Source organism: Streptomyces sp. NPDC001889, assembly GCF_053594535.1.
Map to the genome: position 1 here is coordinate 87,894 of NZ_JBSFER010000011.1, position 15,977 is coordinate 103,870.

Annotated in this window: 16 protein-coding genes; 6 read left to right on the forward strand and 10 right to left on the reverse strand. The window is 73.4% G+C overall.

What is annotated here, in order from left to right; genetic code table 11:
- Positions 1-56: 56 nt before the first annotated feature.
- Both ACWCRA_RS14545 and ACWCRA_RS14550 read right to left on the reverse strand, forming a co-directional pair.
- Entirely contained in the window at positions 57-2,378 is a 2,322-nt protein-coding gene (locus ACWCRA_RS14545) for an FxsB family cyclophane-forming radical SAM/SPASM peptide maturase (protein WP_451067727.1), read from the reverse strand.
- Between the two features lie 15 nt (positions 2,379-2,393).
- Complete coding sequence (locus ACWCRA_RS14550) at positions 2,394-2,567, reverse strand: FXSXX-COOH protein (protein ID WP_351543814.1); 174 nt, start codon at positions 2,565-2,567, stop codon at positions 2,394-2,396.
- 233 nt (positions 2,568-2,800) lie between these two features.
- Between ACWCRA_RS14550 and ACWCRA_RS14555 the strand changes: the two genes are divergently transcribed.
- Together ACWCRA_RS14555 and ACWCRA_RS14560 are read left to right on the forward strand one after the other, a co-directional pair.
- Positions 2,801-3,031: a DUF6296 family protein gene (locus ACWCRA_RS14555; protein ID WP_351543817.1), complete on the forward strand. Its 231-nt coding sequence runs from the start codon at positions 2,801-2,803 to the stop codon at positions 3,029-3,031.
- 583 nt (positions 3,032-3,614) lie between these two features.
- Positions 3,615-4,349 (forward strand): DUF2470 domain-containing protein, encoded by a 735-nt coding sequence (locus ACWCRA_RS14560; protein WP_351543819.1) that lies wholly within the window; start codon positions 3,615-3,617, stop codon positions 4,347-4,349.
- A 6-nt stretch (positions 4,350-4,355) separates the two neighbouring features.
- On the opposite strand, the gene ACWCRA_RS14565 is transcribed toward ACWCRA_RS14560, so the two are convergent.
- Positions 4,356-4,814 carry an SPW repeat protein gene (locus ACWCRA_RS14565; protein ID WP_351543822.1) on the reverse strand — a complete coding sequence of 153 codons (459 nt, stop codon included), beginning with the start codon at positions 4,812-4,814 and terminating at the stop codon, positions 4,356-4,358.
- Positions 4,815-5,348: 534 nt separating this feature from the next.
- Here ACWCRA_RS14565 and ACWCRA_RS14570 point away from each other — a divergent pair.
- Both ACWCRA_RS14570 and ACWCRA_RS14575 read left to right on the forward strand, forming a co-directional pair.
- On the forward strand, positions 5,349-5,861 hold the full coding sequence (locus tag ACWCRA_RS14570) for an SRPBCC family protein (protein ID WP_351543825.1): 513 nt from the start codon (positions 5,349-5,351) through the stop codon (positions 5,859-5,861).
- Between the two features lie 40 nt (positions 5,862-5,901).
- Positions 5,902-8,064 (forward strand): ATP-binding protein, encoded by a 2,163-nt coding sequence (locus tag ACWCRA_RS14575; RefSeq protein ID WP_451067728.1) that lies wholly within the window; start codon positions 5,902-5,904, stop codon positions 8,062-8,064.
- A 10-nt stretch (positions 8,065-8,074) separates the two neighbouring features.
- On the opposite strand, the gene ACWCRA_RS14580 is transcribed toward ACWCRA_RS14575, so the two are convergent.
- From ACWCRA_RS14580 to tdh, 3 genes are all read right to left on the reverse strand, one after another.
- Positions 8,075-8,989 carry a LysR family transcriptional regulator gene (locus tag ACWCRA_RS14580; protein WP_451067729.1) on the reverse strand — a complete coding sequence of 305 codons (915 nt, stop codon included), beginning with the start codon at positions 8,987-8,989 and terminating at the stop codon, positions 8,075-8,077.
- A gap of 44 nt (positions 8,990-9,033) precedes the next feature.
- Complete coding sequence (locus ACWCRA_RS14585; protein ID WP_351543833.1) at positions 9,034-10,218, reverse strand: glycine C-acetyltransferase; 1,185 nt, start codon at positions 10,216-10,218, stop codon at positions 9,034-9,036.
- Between the two features lie 153 nt (positions 10,219-10,371).
- A complete protein-coding gene (gene tdh / locus ACWCRA_RS14590; RefSeq protein WP_351543835.1) occupies positions 10,372-11,400 on the reverse strand; it encodes an L-threonine 3-dehydrogenase in 1,029 nt (342 codons plus the stop codon).
- 269 nt (positions 11,401-11,669) lie between these two features.
- On the opposite strand from tdh, the gene ACWCRA_RS14595 reads away from it, so the two are divergent.
- Positions 11,670-11,960, forward strand: coding sequence for a hypothetical protein (locus ACWCRA_RS14595; protein WP_351543838.1), 291 nt, complete (start codon positions 11,670-11,672; stop codon positions 11,958-11,960).
- 84 nt (positions 11,961-12,044) lie between these two features.
- On the opposite strand, the gene ACWCRA_RS14600 is transcribed toward ACWCRA_RS14595, so the two are convergent.
- Complete coding sequence (locus tag ACWCRA_RS14600; protein ID WP_451067730.1) at positions 12,045-13,085, reverse strand: DUF6397 family protein; 1,041 nt, start codon at positions 13,083-13,085, stop codon at positions 12,045-12,047.
- 130 nt (positions 13,086-13,215) lie between these two features.
- Positions 13,216-13,620: a roadblock/LC7 domain-containing protein gene (locus tag ACWCRA_RS14605; protein ID WP_351543842.1), complete on the reverse strand. Its 405-nt coding sequence runs from the start codon at positions 13,618-13,620 to the stop codon at positions 13,216-13,218.
- A gap of 229 nt (positions 13,621-13,849) precedes the next feature.
- Here ACWCRA_RS14605 and ACWCRA_RS14610 point away from each other — a divergent pair, with 229 nt between their 5' ends.
- Positions 13,850-14,410: a GNAT family N-acetyltransferase gene (locus tag ACWCRA_RS14610; RefSeq protein ID WP_351543845.1), complete on the forward strand. Its 561-nt coding sequence runs from the start codon at positions 13,850-13,852 to the stop codon at positions 14,408-14,410.
- Positions 14,411-14,493: 83 nt separating this feature from the next.
- Here ACWCRA_RS14610 and ACWCRA_RS14615 read toward each other — a convergent pair whose 3' ends face one another.
- Both ACWCRA_RS14615 and ACWCRA_RS14620 read right to left on the reverse strand, forming a co-directional pair.
- Positions 14,494-14,676: a hypothetical protein gene (locus tag ACWCRA_RS14615; protein WP_351543848.1), complete on the reverse strand. Its 183-nt coding sequence runs from the start codon at positions 14,674-14,676 to the stop codon at positions 14,494-14,496.
- Between the two features lie 98 nt (positions 14,677-14,774).
- The gene (locus tag ACWCRA_RS14620) at positions 14,775-15,899 is read right to left on the reverse strand and encodes an acyl-CoA desaturase (RefSeq protein ID WP_351543851.1); all 1,125 of its coding nucleotides are present in this window, start codon (positions 15,897-15,899) and stop codon (positions 14,775-14,777) included.
- Between the last annotated feature and the right edge of the window lie 78 nt (positions 15,900-15,977).

The following is a 15,977-nucleotide window of genomic DNA, read 5'->3' on the forward strand; positions in this document are numbered from 1 at the left end:
GCGCGCCCCCGTGGGCCCGGTGGCCGGGCGGCGGCCCGCCCCGCCTTCCGCCCGGCTCACCCGGCCCCTCCGGCCGCCGGGACGCCCCGGCGCATGCCCCGCAGCAGCCGCTCGCCCACCGCGGTGGCGGCGCCGGACCGGTCCAGGGTGTCCAGCGCGCCGAGCACCGCGCCGTGCCAGTACGCCGCCCGCCGGGCCGCCGCCGGGCCGCTGAAACCGGCCGGACCCGACCGGGCGCCGCCGGTGCGGGCGAGGGCGCGGTGGGCGCCGGCCAGGGCCAGATGGACGTACGCCTCCTCCAGTACGGTCTCCAGCGGCTGGGGCCGGCTCCGCCAGGCGACCCGGCACCGGCCGGCGCCGGGCGCGAGCAGGTCGTACAGATCCGCCAGCGCGGCGAGCTTCATCCGCTGGAGCTGCTGGATCAGCAGCAGGGCGAACGCCTCGGAGGTGGGTGGCAGTGCCAGGGCCGGCGCCCCGAAGGTGTGCCGGGACATCCGGACGGCGGCGGGTCCCGGCGGCCCCGGCAGCGGGACCAGGCAGCGCAGCCCGGCGGCGAGTTCCCCGGCCTGCCGGGGGTGGCTCTCGCGCAGCACGCGCCAGGCGGCGCGGAAGGCGCTCTGCCAGGCGCGGTGCCGCGCGCGGGTGAGCCGGGGCACGGGCACCGGATACGGAGCGGTGTCCTCCAGCGCCACCCGTATCCCCTCGGCCGCCAGATACCGGAGCGGCTGCCAGCGGAACGGGGCGGGGAGGGCGGCCAGCGGGGTGCCGTCGACGGTGATCCGGCCGTGCTCGGTCGCGATGGCCAGGGAACCGGCCGCGGCGCCGGTGACCAGCCGGCCCAGGCCCGGGAGGTGGACGCTGCCCCCGCGCAGCGGGACGGTCAGGCGCAGCGGGGCTCCGGTGCGCGCGGCGGCGGACAGGGCGATCTCCGCCGGGCGCCCGGGGTCCGCGGCGCCGCTCTCGCAGACGCCGAGGGCCCAGGGACGCACTCCGGGGTCGGTGAGCGCGATGTCCAGGGCGGCCGGGGAGAGTCCGAGCACCGCCCGCCAGCCCGCCGCCTCCGCCTCGGTGGTCCTCCCGGTCGGGGTCTCCGGTCCGGCCGTCCCCGGGGCGGCGGCGCGGTGCGCGGCGGCGAGCAGGACCCGGCGCACCCCGTGCTGGGCCCGGGCCAGCGCGGCGACGGCGTCCGCTCCGCCGGCCCCGGCGGCGAGGGCGTCGAAGTGGGCGGGGCTCAGTCCGTGCACGGGGGTGCGGGCGTCGGACCGTTCGACGTGACGGATGAGTTTCAGCAGGTCGGCACAGTAGACCGAGGGGTGGTCGAAGCCGCCCGGCCGGCCGGGGGCGGGGGTGCGGAAGCGGTGGGCGTACAGGCCGCCGCCGCAGACGTCGACGGCGGGACAGGCCCGGCACTGCGCCGAGAGGCCGTCGAGGCCCTGTCGCTGGGCCAGGATGCCGGGGTGACCGGCCGCCCGGTCGAAGGTGTCACGGGCCACGTGGAAACCGGTCGCGGGGGCTCCCTCGGCGACGGTCTTCAGCCAGTCGGCCTGTTCGATCGCGCCATCGGTCTCCACGACGAGGAGGTCCGAGCTGCCCAGTCCCAGGGCCTCGGTCAGGCTCGTACCGCCGTGGGTGAGCCGGGTGATCGATTCGAACAGCCGGATGCGGACCGGCCGTCCGTCCGCGGTCCACCGCCGGTGGACGGCGATCAGCCAGTCCGCGTAGTCGGTGGGGCCGTGCGGGCGGGGCGGCGGCCGGTCCCAGGTGGCGTGCGGCAGCAGGAAGTCGATCCCGGGCGGGTCGAGACCGGAGAGCGAACGGTAGACAGCGACCGGGTCGTTGGCCACGTCGACGGTGCACAGCAGCCCGCCGAAGGCGCGCCGGTGCGCGGGCGCCCCCAGCCGCCGCACGGCGGCGACCACCTGGTCGTGGCTGCCCGATCCGTCGGCTCTGACGCGGTGCCGGTCGTTGGCGTCCCGGTCGCCGTCCAGGGAGACACCGGTGACGATGCGCTCCTCGGCGAGCATCGCGCAGAACGCGTCGTCCAGCCGCAGCCCGTTGGTCTGCATCCGCAGGTCGAGGTCGCAGACGCCGTGGAGCGCCGAGCGCAGTTCCCGGGCGAACCCGCGCAGTCTCTCCCGGCCCGCCAGCAGGGGTTCCCCGCCGTGCAGGACCACGTGGAGGCGGGGCAGTCCGTGCGCCGCCGCGTGCTCGGCCATCCGCGCGGCGGCGAGGGCGAAGGTGCGCGGTGACATCGTCACCGGGCGGCCCCGCCAGCTCTGGTCCGCGTGCCGGTAGACATAGCAGTGGTCACAGGCGAGATCGCACCGGCTGTGCACCTTGACCACGAACTGCCGGAAGGGTCGCGGGGCCGTGGGCACATGAGCTCCAGGGGCCTACGGCGCGGGCCGGACCGATCCCGAGGACTGGAAGGCGGAGGGGGTCTCGCGCGCCGAACCCGCCCGCGCCAGTACGGCGCAGCGATCCTCCTCGGGCACCCGGTCGAGTGGTGTGTCGCGGTGGTCGGGGAGCAGACCACGGATCGTCGGCGGCGGCTCTGGGCTGTCCATGGGGCCCTCCTCGGCTGCGCGGCTCCGGTCGGCCCTGTCATCGTGACGCCGGCGCCGGCGCCCGGACAAGGCGCATACCGGCCAGGCCGGCCGCTGCCGGGCGCCTCCTCCCCAGGCGCCGGGGGCGGGGCTGGGGAAGGATGGTGCCGGGCCGTACCCGTCCCCGGCGACCGGCCGGGGGACGGGAGCGTGGGCGCGGGCCCACCCGGCCGGTGCGTGTGTCAGGAGATCCCATGGAGTACGCGGAGAGGTACGAGCTGGTCTTCCAGGCGTCGGGCGCGGAGGACGACGTGGTGGTCGTCCGGCGCACCGAGCGGGCGGGCGCCGGCGGCCATCCCGTCTACGAGGACGACACCGGTATCGTCCGGGCGGAGATCAGCGAGCGCGGTGAGGTGCGCATGCTGGCCAGCGGCGGCCACCAGGCCCCCGGACTGCCGGTGTCGGCGCGGGCGCTCGACCCCTGAGCGGGGTGCCCCCCAGGGGTGCCGTCCGCCTGTTCGGTTGCCGCCGGGCGGACACCGGCACCGGCCGGGTGCTGCGGGAGACCGCCACGCGGCCGGCCCTGTCCGTGGCCGCCGTGGACCGGGTACGGGCGCGGGGCACCCCGGGCGCCTTTGTGGTGCGTGCGCCGGAGCCGACACGGGCTCGCGGGAGCTGCCGGCGGACGCCCTCGCCGTGCACGACGACCACCCTGCCGGGCGAGTGGGCCGAGGACGGGGCTGAGTTGCCGTACGAGCGGCTCCGGGCGGCACTGGCCGCGCGGACCGGACAGGAGCCGGCGCACTCCGGTGCGCACGGGCTCCGCCATCCCGGGCGCGGGGATGCGGCGGCCGACGGAGGGGATCGTGGAACTGCCGCCGGGCCGGAGCTTCCGGCGGGCCGCCGTCCTGCCGACACGCCCGGGTGCGGGGCCCGTGGGGAGGCGCCGCGCCCGGTGTGTATCGGTGCGCCCCCGCGCACGGGCTTGGCGATGACGGGGAGTGCGGGTTAGGTTAGGCATACCTAACTCTCACTGTTGTCCCGGTGTGCGGAGATGTGGAGACCCGGATGCGCCGACTGTTCAATGCCCCTCCCGTGCGACCGTCGAGCGCGGAACGCATCCGCTCGATCCTCACCGCCGCCGACTCGATGACCGTGGTCACCGACGCGGGGCGCACGGAGGTGTCGCGGCTGGACGGGCCCGGGGTCGCCGAGCACATCCATCTGCACCCGGCACTGTCCCGCGCCTGGGAGAGCGACGCGCCACCGGCGCCGGAGGGCGGACCCGTGCGCGCCTCGCTGGAGTTCACCGATGTCGCGCCCACCCCGGTCCGCGACCGCGTCCGGGCCAGGGTCCTGCTCGCGGGCTGGCTGCTGCCCCCCGCCGGGCACGCGACACCCGAGGGCAGCCGCTGCATGGAGTTCTCCCACGCGGTCCTGGACGCCGGGGGCGAGCGGATCACCGTGGGGCTCGACGAGTTGATGGACGCGGAGACCGACCCCCTGGCGACCTGCGAGGCCGGGATGCTCACCCATCTGACCGACGATCACGGCGATGTCGTCGGACTGCTGCTGCGGCTGGTGAAGCCGAGGGTGACGCTCGGGGTGCGGCGGGCGCTGCCGCTCGCCATCGACCGCTACGGCATCACCCTGCGGCTGGAGTACATCCGCAGCCACGAGGATGCGCGCCTCGCCTTCGCCTCGCCCGTCAAGGACGCCGACCAGGCAGGGGAGCGCATCCACGCCCTGCTCAACACCGCTCGTCAGCGCTCGCCGCGGAGTTGGCTGCTGAGCGACTCGTAGACCGGTTCATCCGGCGCCCCGGCCGCTTCTCATCGCCGCCGCCGTACAGACCACCCCCAGCACGAAGGTGAGGCCGCCGAGGATCACATTGGTCCAGATCACACCCGCGTCCGGGCTGCTGCCCACGATCCACGGCGCGACGACGAGCCACGCGCCCATCGCGCACATGGCCCAGCTCAGGCCGTACATCCTCTGCGGCATCACGGTGAATCCGAGCGCCAGCACGACAATCGCGACGCCCATGATCAGGTTGTGGGTCGCGAGGGCGGGCTGGCTCCCCGAGAAGTGGACGATCCACGGGGAGACCGCGCACGCGAGGCCGACCAGGAACACCGGGCCGTCCACGAGGGCGACATCGCGCCCTCCGAGCACGCGGGCATAGCGATCCCGCATCTCCGTGATGTCGGGATGCCCCGCCAGATCCTCCCGGTGCGAGACGTCTTCCCTGTGCGAGACGCCGGCCATACGAATCGCCTCCTTCAGCTCTCTGCCGATCGTGTCCGCGATCGTCCGGCCGAACCGCGCGCCGCGGGGGCGCGCCCTTTCATTCTGCGCTTATCTTTTCTTTATCGGTAGTCGAACGGACGGGAACATTCCGCTTTCTGGGACGGAGGAGCCCGGCCGGAATGGCCCGATCCCACGGGGCCGCGGGGCGGGCGGGGACCGACGCGGCCGACCGGCATCACCTCACTCACGGCCGGGAGCCCGGCGCGGAGGGCGGCCCCGGCGGCGAACAGAGCCATCGGCCGCACGGACATCCACGCGCGGAAGCCGGCGGCCGGCGCGCCCTGTCGCCGCACGCGCCCGGCCTCGCAGATTCCTACCAGTAGGTAACCTTGGGGTCCGCCTCCGCTCCCGGCACCTCGGCCCCCGTTCCGGCCGGAGCGGCGGAAAGACACCGCCGGAGAGGAGTTGAATCCCGCTCCCGGGGCAAGGGCCCCGCACCAGCCTCCGCCCGCCACGAAGCCGCCACGCCCACACGAACCGGAGTCCTCCACCATGCCACGCACCCTGTCGGTCTCGGACTGCATCGTCATCCAGGCCGCACCGTCCACAATCTACGAGCAGGTCAGCGATCCGGCCCTGATGGGCCGCTGGAGCCCGGAGAATCTGGGTGCCACGGTGCGCGACAGCGGCGCGGGCGCCCATGTCGGCATGGAGTTCGACGGCCACAACAAGCGCGGCGGGCTGCGCTGGACCACGCGCTGCACGGTGACGGCGGCCGATCCGGGCCGGCGCTTCGCCTTCCGGGTGCACGCCATCGGCCTCCGCCGACCGCTGCTGCGGGGCCGGATCGCCACCTGGGAGTACCGCTTCGACGCGGTCGACGGCGGTACGCGGGTGACGGAGACCTGGCGGGACGACCGGCGGAGCTGGCCGGACGGCCTCGCCAACACCTTCGACCGGGCGGCCACCGGCGGCCAGACCTTCGCCGACTTCCAGCGCGGCAACATACGCCGGACGCTGCGCAATCTCAAACGGGCCGTGGAGGCGGCGTCAACCCCTTCATGAGGTTGCCTCAGGCAAGGCTTCCATAGGCAAGACTGACTCCGTGTTGGGCAATCTCCCCGAGGAATCCACCAGTTTCGTGGGACGGAGCCGGGAGCTGTCCCGGCTGGACCGGGCGCTGGGGCACGACCGGCTGATCACGCTCGTCGGCAGCGGCGGCGTGGGCAAGTCGCGTCTGGCCCTGCGCGCCGCGAGACGGGCGGCCGGGGCGTTCTCCGACGGGGTGGCCTGGGCGGATCTGGCCCCGCTCCACGGCCACCGGCTGCTGACGTCGACGGTCTCGGACGCCTGCGCGCTCAACGACCACACCCCTCGGATGCCGGTCGACGCGCTCTGCGAGTGGCTGATGGACAAGCGGCTGCTGCTGGTGCTGGACTCGTGCGAACATCTCCTCGACCCCTGCCGGGCGCTGGTCGGCGATCTGCTGACGGTCGTCCCGGGGCTCCGTGTACTGGTCACCAGCAGGCAGCCGCTGGGCATGACCGGCGAGCGGCTGATCGAGGTCGCCCCGCTGTCCGTGGACGAACCGGACGCGCTGGAGCTGTTCCGGCAGCGGGTGGCGGCGGCCGGAGCGGGACCGTCCGGAACCAAGTCCGGCGCCGGGCGGGGCTCACGGCCGGGCGGTGGAGGTTCCCCAACAGACGGGACTAATGGGGGCAAAGGGGATGATGGGGGCGATGAAGACGACGGAGGCGGAGGCGGAGGGGACGGGGAGGCCGCCGTGCGGATCTGCCGCCGGCTGGAGGGCATTCCGCTGGCCCTGGAACTGGCCGCCGCGCAGGCCGGCCGCACCGGACTCGACGAGATCGCCGAACGGCTCACCTCGCGCTTCGATGTGCTCAGGGCCACCGACGGCGCCCCGGCCCACCCCGAGCGGCACCGGACGATGCTTACCACGATCGGGTGGAGTCATGAGCTGTGCGCACCGCTGGAGCGGCTGCTGTGGGCACGGCTGACCGTCTTCCGCGGCGACTTCGAGGAGGAGGCCGCGCGCGCGGTGTGCGCGGGCGGCCCGCTCGGCGCCGGGGCGATCGGCCCCCTGCTCGACCGGCTGGTGGCCGCGTCGGTGATCCGGGCCGTCAAGGTGGAGGGCGGCAGCGGCGTCCGCTACCGGATGCTCGACACCATCCGGGAGTACGGGCGGATGTGGCTGCGCGCGCTGCACGAGGAGAGCGCGGTGGCCGAGCGGCACGCCGATCACTTCCTGCGCTTCGCGCACCGGGCCGACGAGCGGTGGCTCGGGCCGGAACAGGCCTACTGGTACCGCAGGATCGGCGAGGTCCACACCGATCTGTGCACCGCGCTGGACCATTTACTGACCGCGTCCCCCGGGCGGGCGCTGCGGCTGATGGGCCTGGTGGGATTCTTCTGGAGCTGCTGCGGCCATCTGCACGAGGCCCGGGACTATCTGGAACAGGCCCTGGCCGCCCATCCGCACGGCGGCCCCGACCGCACCCGGGGGCTGTGGGCACTCGGGGTCGCGGTCACTCTTCAGGGTGAGTACGGGACGGCCCGGCGGATCAGCGAGGCGTGCGCGGGGTCGGCGCGCCGGGACGGCATTCCGGAGGGGACGCTGGAGGCCGGATATCTCGGCGGGCTGATCGCGCTGTTGACGGGCCGGCCGCTGGACGCGGACCGGATCGCGGCCGAGGCGCTCGGGGCGGCGTCGGCCGCTCCCTTCGACTCAGGCGCCGGGCTCCGCTGCCATCTGGTGCGGGTCTTCGCGCTGACCGGTCTCGGCCGGCTCACCGAGGCGCGGGAGCGGGCGCTGACGCTGCGGCGGGGCTGTGTGGAGCGGGGCGAGTCCTGGACCCGTGCCTATCTGGACTACCAGCTCAGTCTGATCGCGCTCTTCGCGGGGGAACCCCATGACGCCGCCGGCCACACGCGGGCGATGCTGGAGGGCAAGCGGGGCATCGGGGACAGCTTCGGTATCGCGCTCGGACTGGATCTGCTGGCGGCGGCCATCGCCGCGGCCGGTGACGGCGAGCGCGCGGGGCAGGTGTACGGGACGGGGCAGGCGTTCTGGAGCACCGTCGGGCATCCGCAGCGCGGCACTCCGGAGCTGGCCGCGGTGCGTGAGCAGTGCGAGCGGGCCGCGCGCGCGGGCGTCGGCGACAGTGCCTACGAGAGGGCCTATCTGCGGGGCACGAACACCCCGCTGGAGACCGGGCTCAAGGAGGCCCTGGTGCCCCCGGCGGGCTGAGGCGTCCGTTTCAGCCCGCCGGGATGCGGGCCGCCGCCTTGGCCAGCGCTTCGAGCACCGGGCTGATCAGGGGGTGGTCCTCGGCGCCCCGGCGCACGGCGGCGAACACCCGCCGGGTCGCCGCCGGGCCGGACACGGGTCGGACGACCACGTTCTGGGGCACCGTGCCGCGCAGGGCCGAGCGCGGCACCAGCGCGACTCCGGCGCCCGCGCCGGCGAGCGCCACCACAGCGTGGAAGTCGTCGGACGAGTGCACCAGACGGGGCTGGAAACCGGCCAGCTCACAGGCGAGCAGCACCATGTCGTGACACGGGTTGCCCGGGTAGGGGCCGATCCAGTCGCTGCCGGCCAGCTCGGCGAGCGCGACCCGCCCGGACGCCGCCAGGGGGTGGTCCCGGTGCAGAACGGCGTCGAACGGCTCCGCGTACAGCGGTACGCGGGAGAGCCGCAGCCCGTCGTCGCCGGGGGCTCCCCGGTACTCGACCGCGACCGCGAGATCCGCTTCGCCGTCGAGGACGAGCGGCAGGCTCTCGTCCCCCTCGGCGTCCCGGACCCGAATCCGGATGCCGGGATGGCCGGCGGCGAGAACGCCCATGGCCGGGGCGACGACCTCGGCGATGCCGGTGGCGAAGGCGGCCACCGTCACCTCCCCGGCGGCCCCGCCCGCGTAGGCGGCCAGCTCGGCCTCCGCCCGCTCCAGCTGAGCCAGCACGGCATGGGTGTGGGTGAGCAGGATCTCCCCCGCCGCGGTCGGCCGGACCCCCTTGCCGCTGCGGATGAGCAGAGTGTGGCCGGTCTCCTGTTCCAGCGCGCTGAGCTGCTGGGAGACGGCCGAGGGGGTGAGATAGAGCGCGGAGGCCGCGGCGGTCACCGTACGGTGGTCCGCCACGGCCCGCAGGATGCGCAGCCGCCGGGGGTCGATCACCGGGTCATTCTGTCAGCCGGGGTCCGGCCGGCCCTCCGCCGGTCTCAGCCCCTCAGCTCCTCGCGTGCCCCGGTGAACGCGGCGACGGCCCGCTCCACGTCCTCGCGGGAGTGCGCGGCGGAGAGCTGGACCCGGATACGGGCCTTGCCCAGCGGGACCACGGGGTAGGAGAAGCCGATGACATAGACCCCGCGCTCCAGCAGCAGTTCCGCCATCCGGCCCGCCTCGGCCGCGTCGCCGATCATGACGGGGGCGATGGGGTGGTCGCCGGGGAGGATGTCGAAGCCGGCCTCGGTCATCAGCGAGCGGAACAGAGCGGTGTTCTCGCGCAGCCGCTCCCGCAGCTCCCCGGCCGACTCCAGCAGATCGAGCACCTTGAGGGAGGCGGCGGCGATCACCGGGGCGAGGGAGTTGGAGAAGAGGTAGGGGCGGGAGCGCTGGCGCAGCAGGGCGACGATCTCGGCGCGGGCGGCGACGTACCCGCCCGACGCGCCGCCGAGGGCCTTCCCGAGGGTGCCGGTGATGATGTCCACGCGGTCCATGACGCCCGCCAGCTCGGGGGTGCCGCGACCGCCGGGGCCGACGAAGCCGACGGCGTGGGAGTCGTCGACCATGACCAGGGCGTTGTAGCGGTCGGCGAGATCACAGATGTCGGCGAGCGGGGCGACATAGCCGTCCATGGAGAAGACACCGTCGGTGACGATCAGCCGCCGCCGGGCGTCCTGCGTCTCCTTGAGCTGCTGCTCCAGGTCGGCGAGATCGCGGTTGGCGTACCGGTGGCGGCGGGCCTTGGAGAGGCGGATGCCGTCGATGATGGAGGCGTGGTTCAGCGCGTCGGAGATGACCGCGTCCTCGGGGCCGAGGAGGGTCTCGAAGACTCCCCCGTTGGCGTCGAAGCAGGAGGAGTACAGGATGGTGTCCTCCTGGCCGAGGAAGGCCGAGAGCCGCGCCTCCAGCTCCTTGTGCACGTCCTGGGTGCCGCAGATGAACCGTACGGAGGCCATGCCGTAGCCCCAGCGGTCCAGCGCCTCCTTGGCCGCGCCGACGACCTCGGGGTGGTCGGCGAGCCCGAGGTAGTTGTTGGCGCAGAAGTTCAGCACCTCGCCGCCGGCGGCGACGGAGACCGTGGCGCTCTGCGGTGTGGTGATGACGCGCTCGGGCTTGTGGAGACCGGCTGCGCGGATCTCGTCCAGGGTGGTGCGGAGGTCGTCGCGGACGGACGCGTACATGGTGAGTGCTCCCTCGGGGGTGACGGCGGGCGGTGGACGGTGGGCCGGCCGATCGGCCGGTCGCTGGACGGCCCGGTCGTCAGACCGGGTCGGCCGGGGCAGGGGTCAGCGGGTCAACGGGTCAGCGGGTCAACGGGTCAACGGGTCAACGGGTCAACGGGTCCAGTCGAGGATGATCTTGCCGCTGCGGGCGGTGGCGGCCTCGTCGAAGGCGGCGTCGAAGTCCCGGAATCCATAGCTGCCGGTGATCACCGGAGTGAGATCGAGCCCGGCCTCCAGCAGCACCGTCATGGCGTACCAGGTCTCGTACATCTCCCGCCCGTAGATGCCCTTGATCGTGATCATCGAGGTGACGACCTTCGCCCAGTCGATCGCGAACTCCTGGGCGGGGAGGCCCAGCACGGCGATCCGCCCGCCGTGGGTCATGTTGTCGACCATGTCCCGCATGGCCTCGGCCCGGCCGGACATCTCCAGGCCGATGTCGAAGCCCTCCTTGAGCCCCAGCCGCCGCTGCGCCTCGTCGATGCCGTGGTCCGAGACATTCAGCGCGAGGGTGGCACCGGCCTTGCGGGCCAGTTCCAGACGGGACTCGCTGACATCGGTGATCACCACATTGCGCGCCCCGGCGTGCCGGGCGACCGCCGCGGCCATGATCCCGATCGGTCCGGCGCCCGTGATCAGCACATCCTCACCGACCAGGGGAAAGGTGAGCGCGGTGTGGACCGCGTTGCCGAAGGGGTCGAAGATCGCGGCGATGTCCAGGTCCACCCGGGTGCGGTGCACCCACACATTGGACGCTGGCAGGGCCACGTACTCGGCGAACGCGCCGTCACGCCCGACGCCGAGACCGATCGTGCTCCGGCACAGATGGCGGCGCCCGGCGAGACAGTTGCGGCACTTGCCGCAGACGAGGTGCCCCTCGCCGCTCACGGTGTCGCCGACCGCGATGTCCCGCACATCGGCGCCGACGGCCGCGACCTCTCCGACGAACTCGTGACCGAGGACCCGCGGGGTGGCGACCGTCTGCCGGGCCCAGGCGTCCCAGGAGCGGATGTGGAGGTCGGTGCCGCAGATCCCGGTGCGGAGCACCTTGATCAGCACATCGCCGGGACCGGTCTGCGGCTCCGGCACATCCATGAGCCACAGACCGGGCTCGGCGTGCTGCTTGACAAGTGCCTTCATCGGGGCCGCTCCAGGCATGACATCGAAGGTGATCACTCAGTGAATGACCGAACGGAACAATCGCACCATTCATCGCAGACTATGACAGCGGTGATCAGTGGACCGGCACCAATCTGCCCAGTGGGGCCGCCGGCGTCCATCGAGGATTTCTTAAGCGGTCCCACAGCGGAGCTTCATGCGGCGGCGCGGGGAACCCCTGGTGAGAGGCTGTTCCGGGGGTCCGGAGGACTTCGCTCGCATATTCGGCCCGGCGGTGCGAGCCTGGGAGGATGAGCTGGGCATCGTGGACGACCACCGGCGTGTACACCGGGCGCGGAGGGGTTCTCACCGATGAGGTGGGTGTGCTCACCGGGGATCTCAGCGTGCACACGACCTGGGCCGACGGTGAGGCGCGCGTCGCGGTCCAGTACAGCGGGGCGTCCGACTGGTTCACGCTGTCGGGCAGCCCCACGCCCTGCCCGTCCGAGGAGGAGAGCCGGGTTCTCCACCAGGCCGTGGTGCAGGCGGTCCAGGACGGCGGCGGGGCCACCGTCCCGTCCATGCCCCACGAAGCCGCCTAGGGAGTTTCTTTCGGATCGGGCCGGATCGGTGAGCGGGGTCCGGTGCCGGGGCTCGCGAGCCCGGCACGATCCGAAAGAGACGACCTAGGGTCTTTCCCGCGACGCCTCAGCCCGTGCCCCGCGCGGCCTCCACAGCCGCAGCCTCCCGAGCAGACCCCGCCCGGCGGGGCGGCGGACCGCGACACGCCGTCCGGTCCTGGTGCGGACGCCCGCCGGCCCCGGGTCCGCGCTCCCCGGCGGCGCCCCGCTCCCCACCGCTCCGGGACCCGGCCCGACAGCCCGCGCGGGCCGGGCGGTCCCGGTGTGCGCGCGCTCCACCACTCCGGGACCCGGCGCCCCCGCGGCGCGGGGGTCGTCCCGGGGCGCCGGCATCGCCGGTCCCGGCGCCGGGCACATCCGCCGGGCCTCCGCCAGCTCTCGCACCAGGCCCATGCGGTACCGGTGGATCTCCTCCGGCCGGTCCGCCGCCAGGAGCCGCTCCGCCACCTGCCGGGCCGCGGCCGACCGGGCCCGCACCGGGATGAACGCGGGGCGCAGCAGGAGCAGATGGGCCCGTTCGGCGGAATCCGGCACCAGCCCGGCCAGCGACGCGGGAGGGAGCACGGCCGCGAGGGCGGCGGCCCGCTGCCACGGTCCGGCGGCGGCCCGCACCAGCAGGTCCAGCCTGCGGGCGCGCCAGCCCCGGGGGCGGCGGTCCTCCCCCTGGCGCGGCAGCGCGCGCCGTCCGGCCGGCGCCCTGCCGAGGAGAGCCGGATGGTCCCGGGCGAAGCGCCTGAGCTCCTCGGCGAGGTAGAGCCAGACGACGGCGTGGTAGCGGTTGACGGAGAAGGTGACCGGGGTGAGATGACCGGCGCGGGCCAGCCGGGTGAAGCGCTCGGGGCTGATGGCGAGCAGCCCCGCTCCCTCCCTCGTGCCCACGGTCCGCAGGCGCTCGCGCAGCTCGTCCGGCAGACCTCCGGCATCGCGGAGCCGGTCGACCTCCCGCCGGGGGACACGCGGCGGCCCCCCGGCGGAACCGGGTGCCGTGTCGATGTGTCCCAGCTGGAGCGCGAGATCCAGCTCGGTGGACTTCAGCTCCAGGAGCCGGGCGGCCCGGGCCGGAGTCAGTCCGTCGTCAATTGCCATGATGTCTCCCCCGTGAGCGATGAATACTCTCGGTGACGACGATAGCCCGGCTCGGTGACACTCCGCCCGGCCTGTGGAAAACCTCGCGACGACAGGGGCCCAGGCCCGGTCCGGCCGGAGTTCTCGCAGCTCAGCGACGCACCATACCGGGCTGCCTGGCCGCGACCCCCAGATGCTCGCCGACCCGGTTGACCATCAGCGTCATCTCGTAGGCGATCTGGCCGACATCCGCCTCGGCCTCGCTCAGCACGCAGAGACAGCTGCCCTCCCCCGCGGCGGTGACGAAGAGCAGCGCCTCGTCGAACTCGACCATGGTCTGGCGGGCCCGGCCCGCGCGGAAGTGCCGTCCGGAGCCCCGCGCCAGCGAGTGCAGCCCCGAGGAGACCGCGGCGAGATGCTCGGCGTCCTCGCGCGCCAGCGCGGTACTCGCCCCCGTCACCAGACCGTCGTTGGAGAGCACCAGTGCGTGCCTGATGTGCTCGATCCGCTTGGTCAGATCGTCGAGCAGCCAGTCAAGTCCTTTGTCCAACGCCATGGTTGATCCCTCCCCGCTCATACGTTCCCCGTGTTGCGGTAAGCCTTTCGCACCCGGGACGGCACGGCAAGGTGCAACCGGCACACCAAATGGAGCGACGATACAGGTACATTCGAGCGGCATATTCAAGAGGGCCTTTCGGCCCGTTGCGGCGGGAGTCGCGATCCCGGACGCTTTCCCCGGGAAATATCCCCTGGCATACGGGCGGGCCCTCGACAAGGATTTGATCATGGATGTGTTCCTCACCACCGAGCGTCTCGCCCTCCGCCCGGTCACCTCGGCGGACCTGGGCCACCTGGTCGGGCTGGACAGCGATCCGGAGGTGATGCGCTTCCTCAACGGCGGCCGTCCGACCACTCCGGAGGCGGTGCGGGAGGACTCCCTCCCCCGGCTGACCCGCCACTATCCCTGCATCGGCAATCCGGGATTCTGGGCCGCCGAGGAGCGGGCCACGGGGGATTTTCTGGGCTGGTTCGAGTTCCGGCCGCTCCGGGACGACAGCGCCGCGGTGACCGAACTCGGATACCGGCTGAACAGAGCCGCGTGGGGCCGCGGCTATGCCACCGAGGGCGCGCGGGCTCTCCTCCACAAGGGTTTCACCGGACCGGGGGTCCAGCGCGTCACCGCGAACACGATGGCGGTCAACACCCGTTCGCGCCGGGTCATGGAGAAAGCGGGCCTGCGGTTTGTCCGCTCCTACTTCGGCGACTGGCCGGAAGTCATCGCCGGCTCCGAACACGGAGAGGTGGAATACGCCCTGGCCAGGGAGGACTGGCGGCCGGACGGCTGAATCCGCCCGCCGCCCCGCCCGGAGCCGGACCCCACCCGTTCACGCCACCCGCCACCGCCGCCGTGCGCCCGGCCGGAGCGGGCTCAGCGGCCCAGCTCCTTGCGGGAGACCCTGCGCAGCCTGCGGCGCTGCCCGGGGTCGAGCATCAGATAGGCCACCGCGGGGACCCCGAGGACGACCAGCAGCGCCGCCCAGAACGGGATCACCGTCATCAGGAGCAGGCCGATGGCCACCCCTCCGATGACAATCTTTGTACGTGTCGACATTTCGACGCCTCCTCGTGCGGCTCTCGCCGTTCCTGCGGGGGGAACGTGCGGGCGTACCGCACAGTTCCACTATGCGCCCGGCCGGGCCCGCGGGGCCGTCACACGGGTGCTCCGCCGCGCAGCGGCTCCCCGACCTCGCGCATGTGCCCCAGCGCCTGCCGGTAGGAGTCGATGAGCCCGGTCTCGCTGTACGGCAGGGACAGGGCGCGGCAGTGGGCCCGTACCAGCGGCTGAGCCAGCCTGAGGTGCGGGCGGGGCATGCTCGGGAAGAGATGGTGCTCGATCTGGTAGTTCAGACCGCCCAGCAGCCAGTCGGTGACCGGGCCGCCACGGACATTGCGGGAGGTGAGGACCTGTCGGCGCAGATGCCCCCAGCCCTTCCCGCTCTCCTCGTCGGGCATCTCCATGCCCTTGTGGTTGGGCGCGAAGGCCATGCCCAGGTGGAGCCCGAGGAGCATCTGGTGGAGAAGGGCGAAGACCAGGGCCCGGCCGAGCGGCATGGCCGCCAGCAGGAGGGCCGCGTAACCGGCGACGTGCAGGACGAGCAGCAGGCCCTCCAGCAGGCGGCCCCGGGCCGGGAGGCGGGCGTCCCCCTCCGCCGGCCGGCGGAACACCGACTGGAAGCCGTACACCTTGAGCGCGATGCCCTCAAGAGTGGTCAGCGGGAAGAAGAGCCAGGCCTGGTGCCGGGTGAGCCAGCGGCGGAATCCGGCGCGGCCCACGGCCTGCTTTCGGGTGAAGACCAGGATGTCGGCCGCGACATCGGGGTCCTTCTCGATGTGGTTGGGGTTGGCGTGATGCCGGTTGTGCTTGTCGTTCCACCACTCCTGGCTCATGCCCAGCAGCAGATTGGCGTGGACCAGTTGAATGATCCTGCTCCGGCGGCGGTCGGTGGTGATCTGCGCGTGCCCCGCGTCATGGGCGAAGAAGGCGGTGCGGGTGGAGAACAGGGCCAGCAGAGGGGCGAGCGTCAGCACCCACCAGGACCCGCCGGCGAGGACCGTACCCGTGATCACGGCGGTGAGGGCGAGCAGATTGAGAACGATGCCCCGGGCGTACCAGCCGGTGCGGCGGCCCAGCAGCCCCTGTTCCCGAACGGTCCGCAGCAGGGGCGCGAACTCGGAACCGGGGCGCCGGGAGGGCTCCGGGGAGGGGCCGTCGGCGGAGCCCTGTGCGGCCGGCCCGGACGGTGCGTCCGGGAGGGTGGCGGTGGGGTGGGGCATGGCATTCTCCGGTCCTGGGCGTGTGCTGGCGTTCGCTCGTCCTGACCTGCTCAAACGTAGGCAGCGGCGGCACGCGCG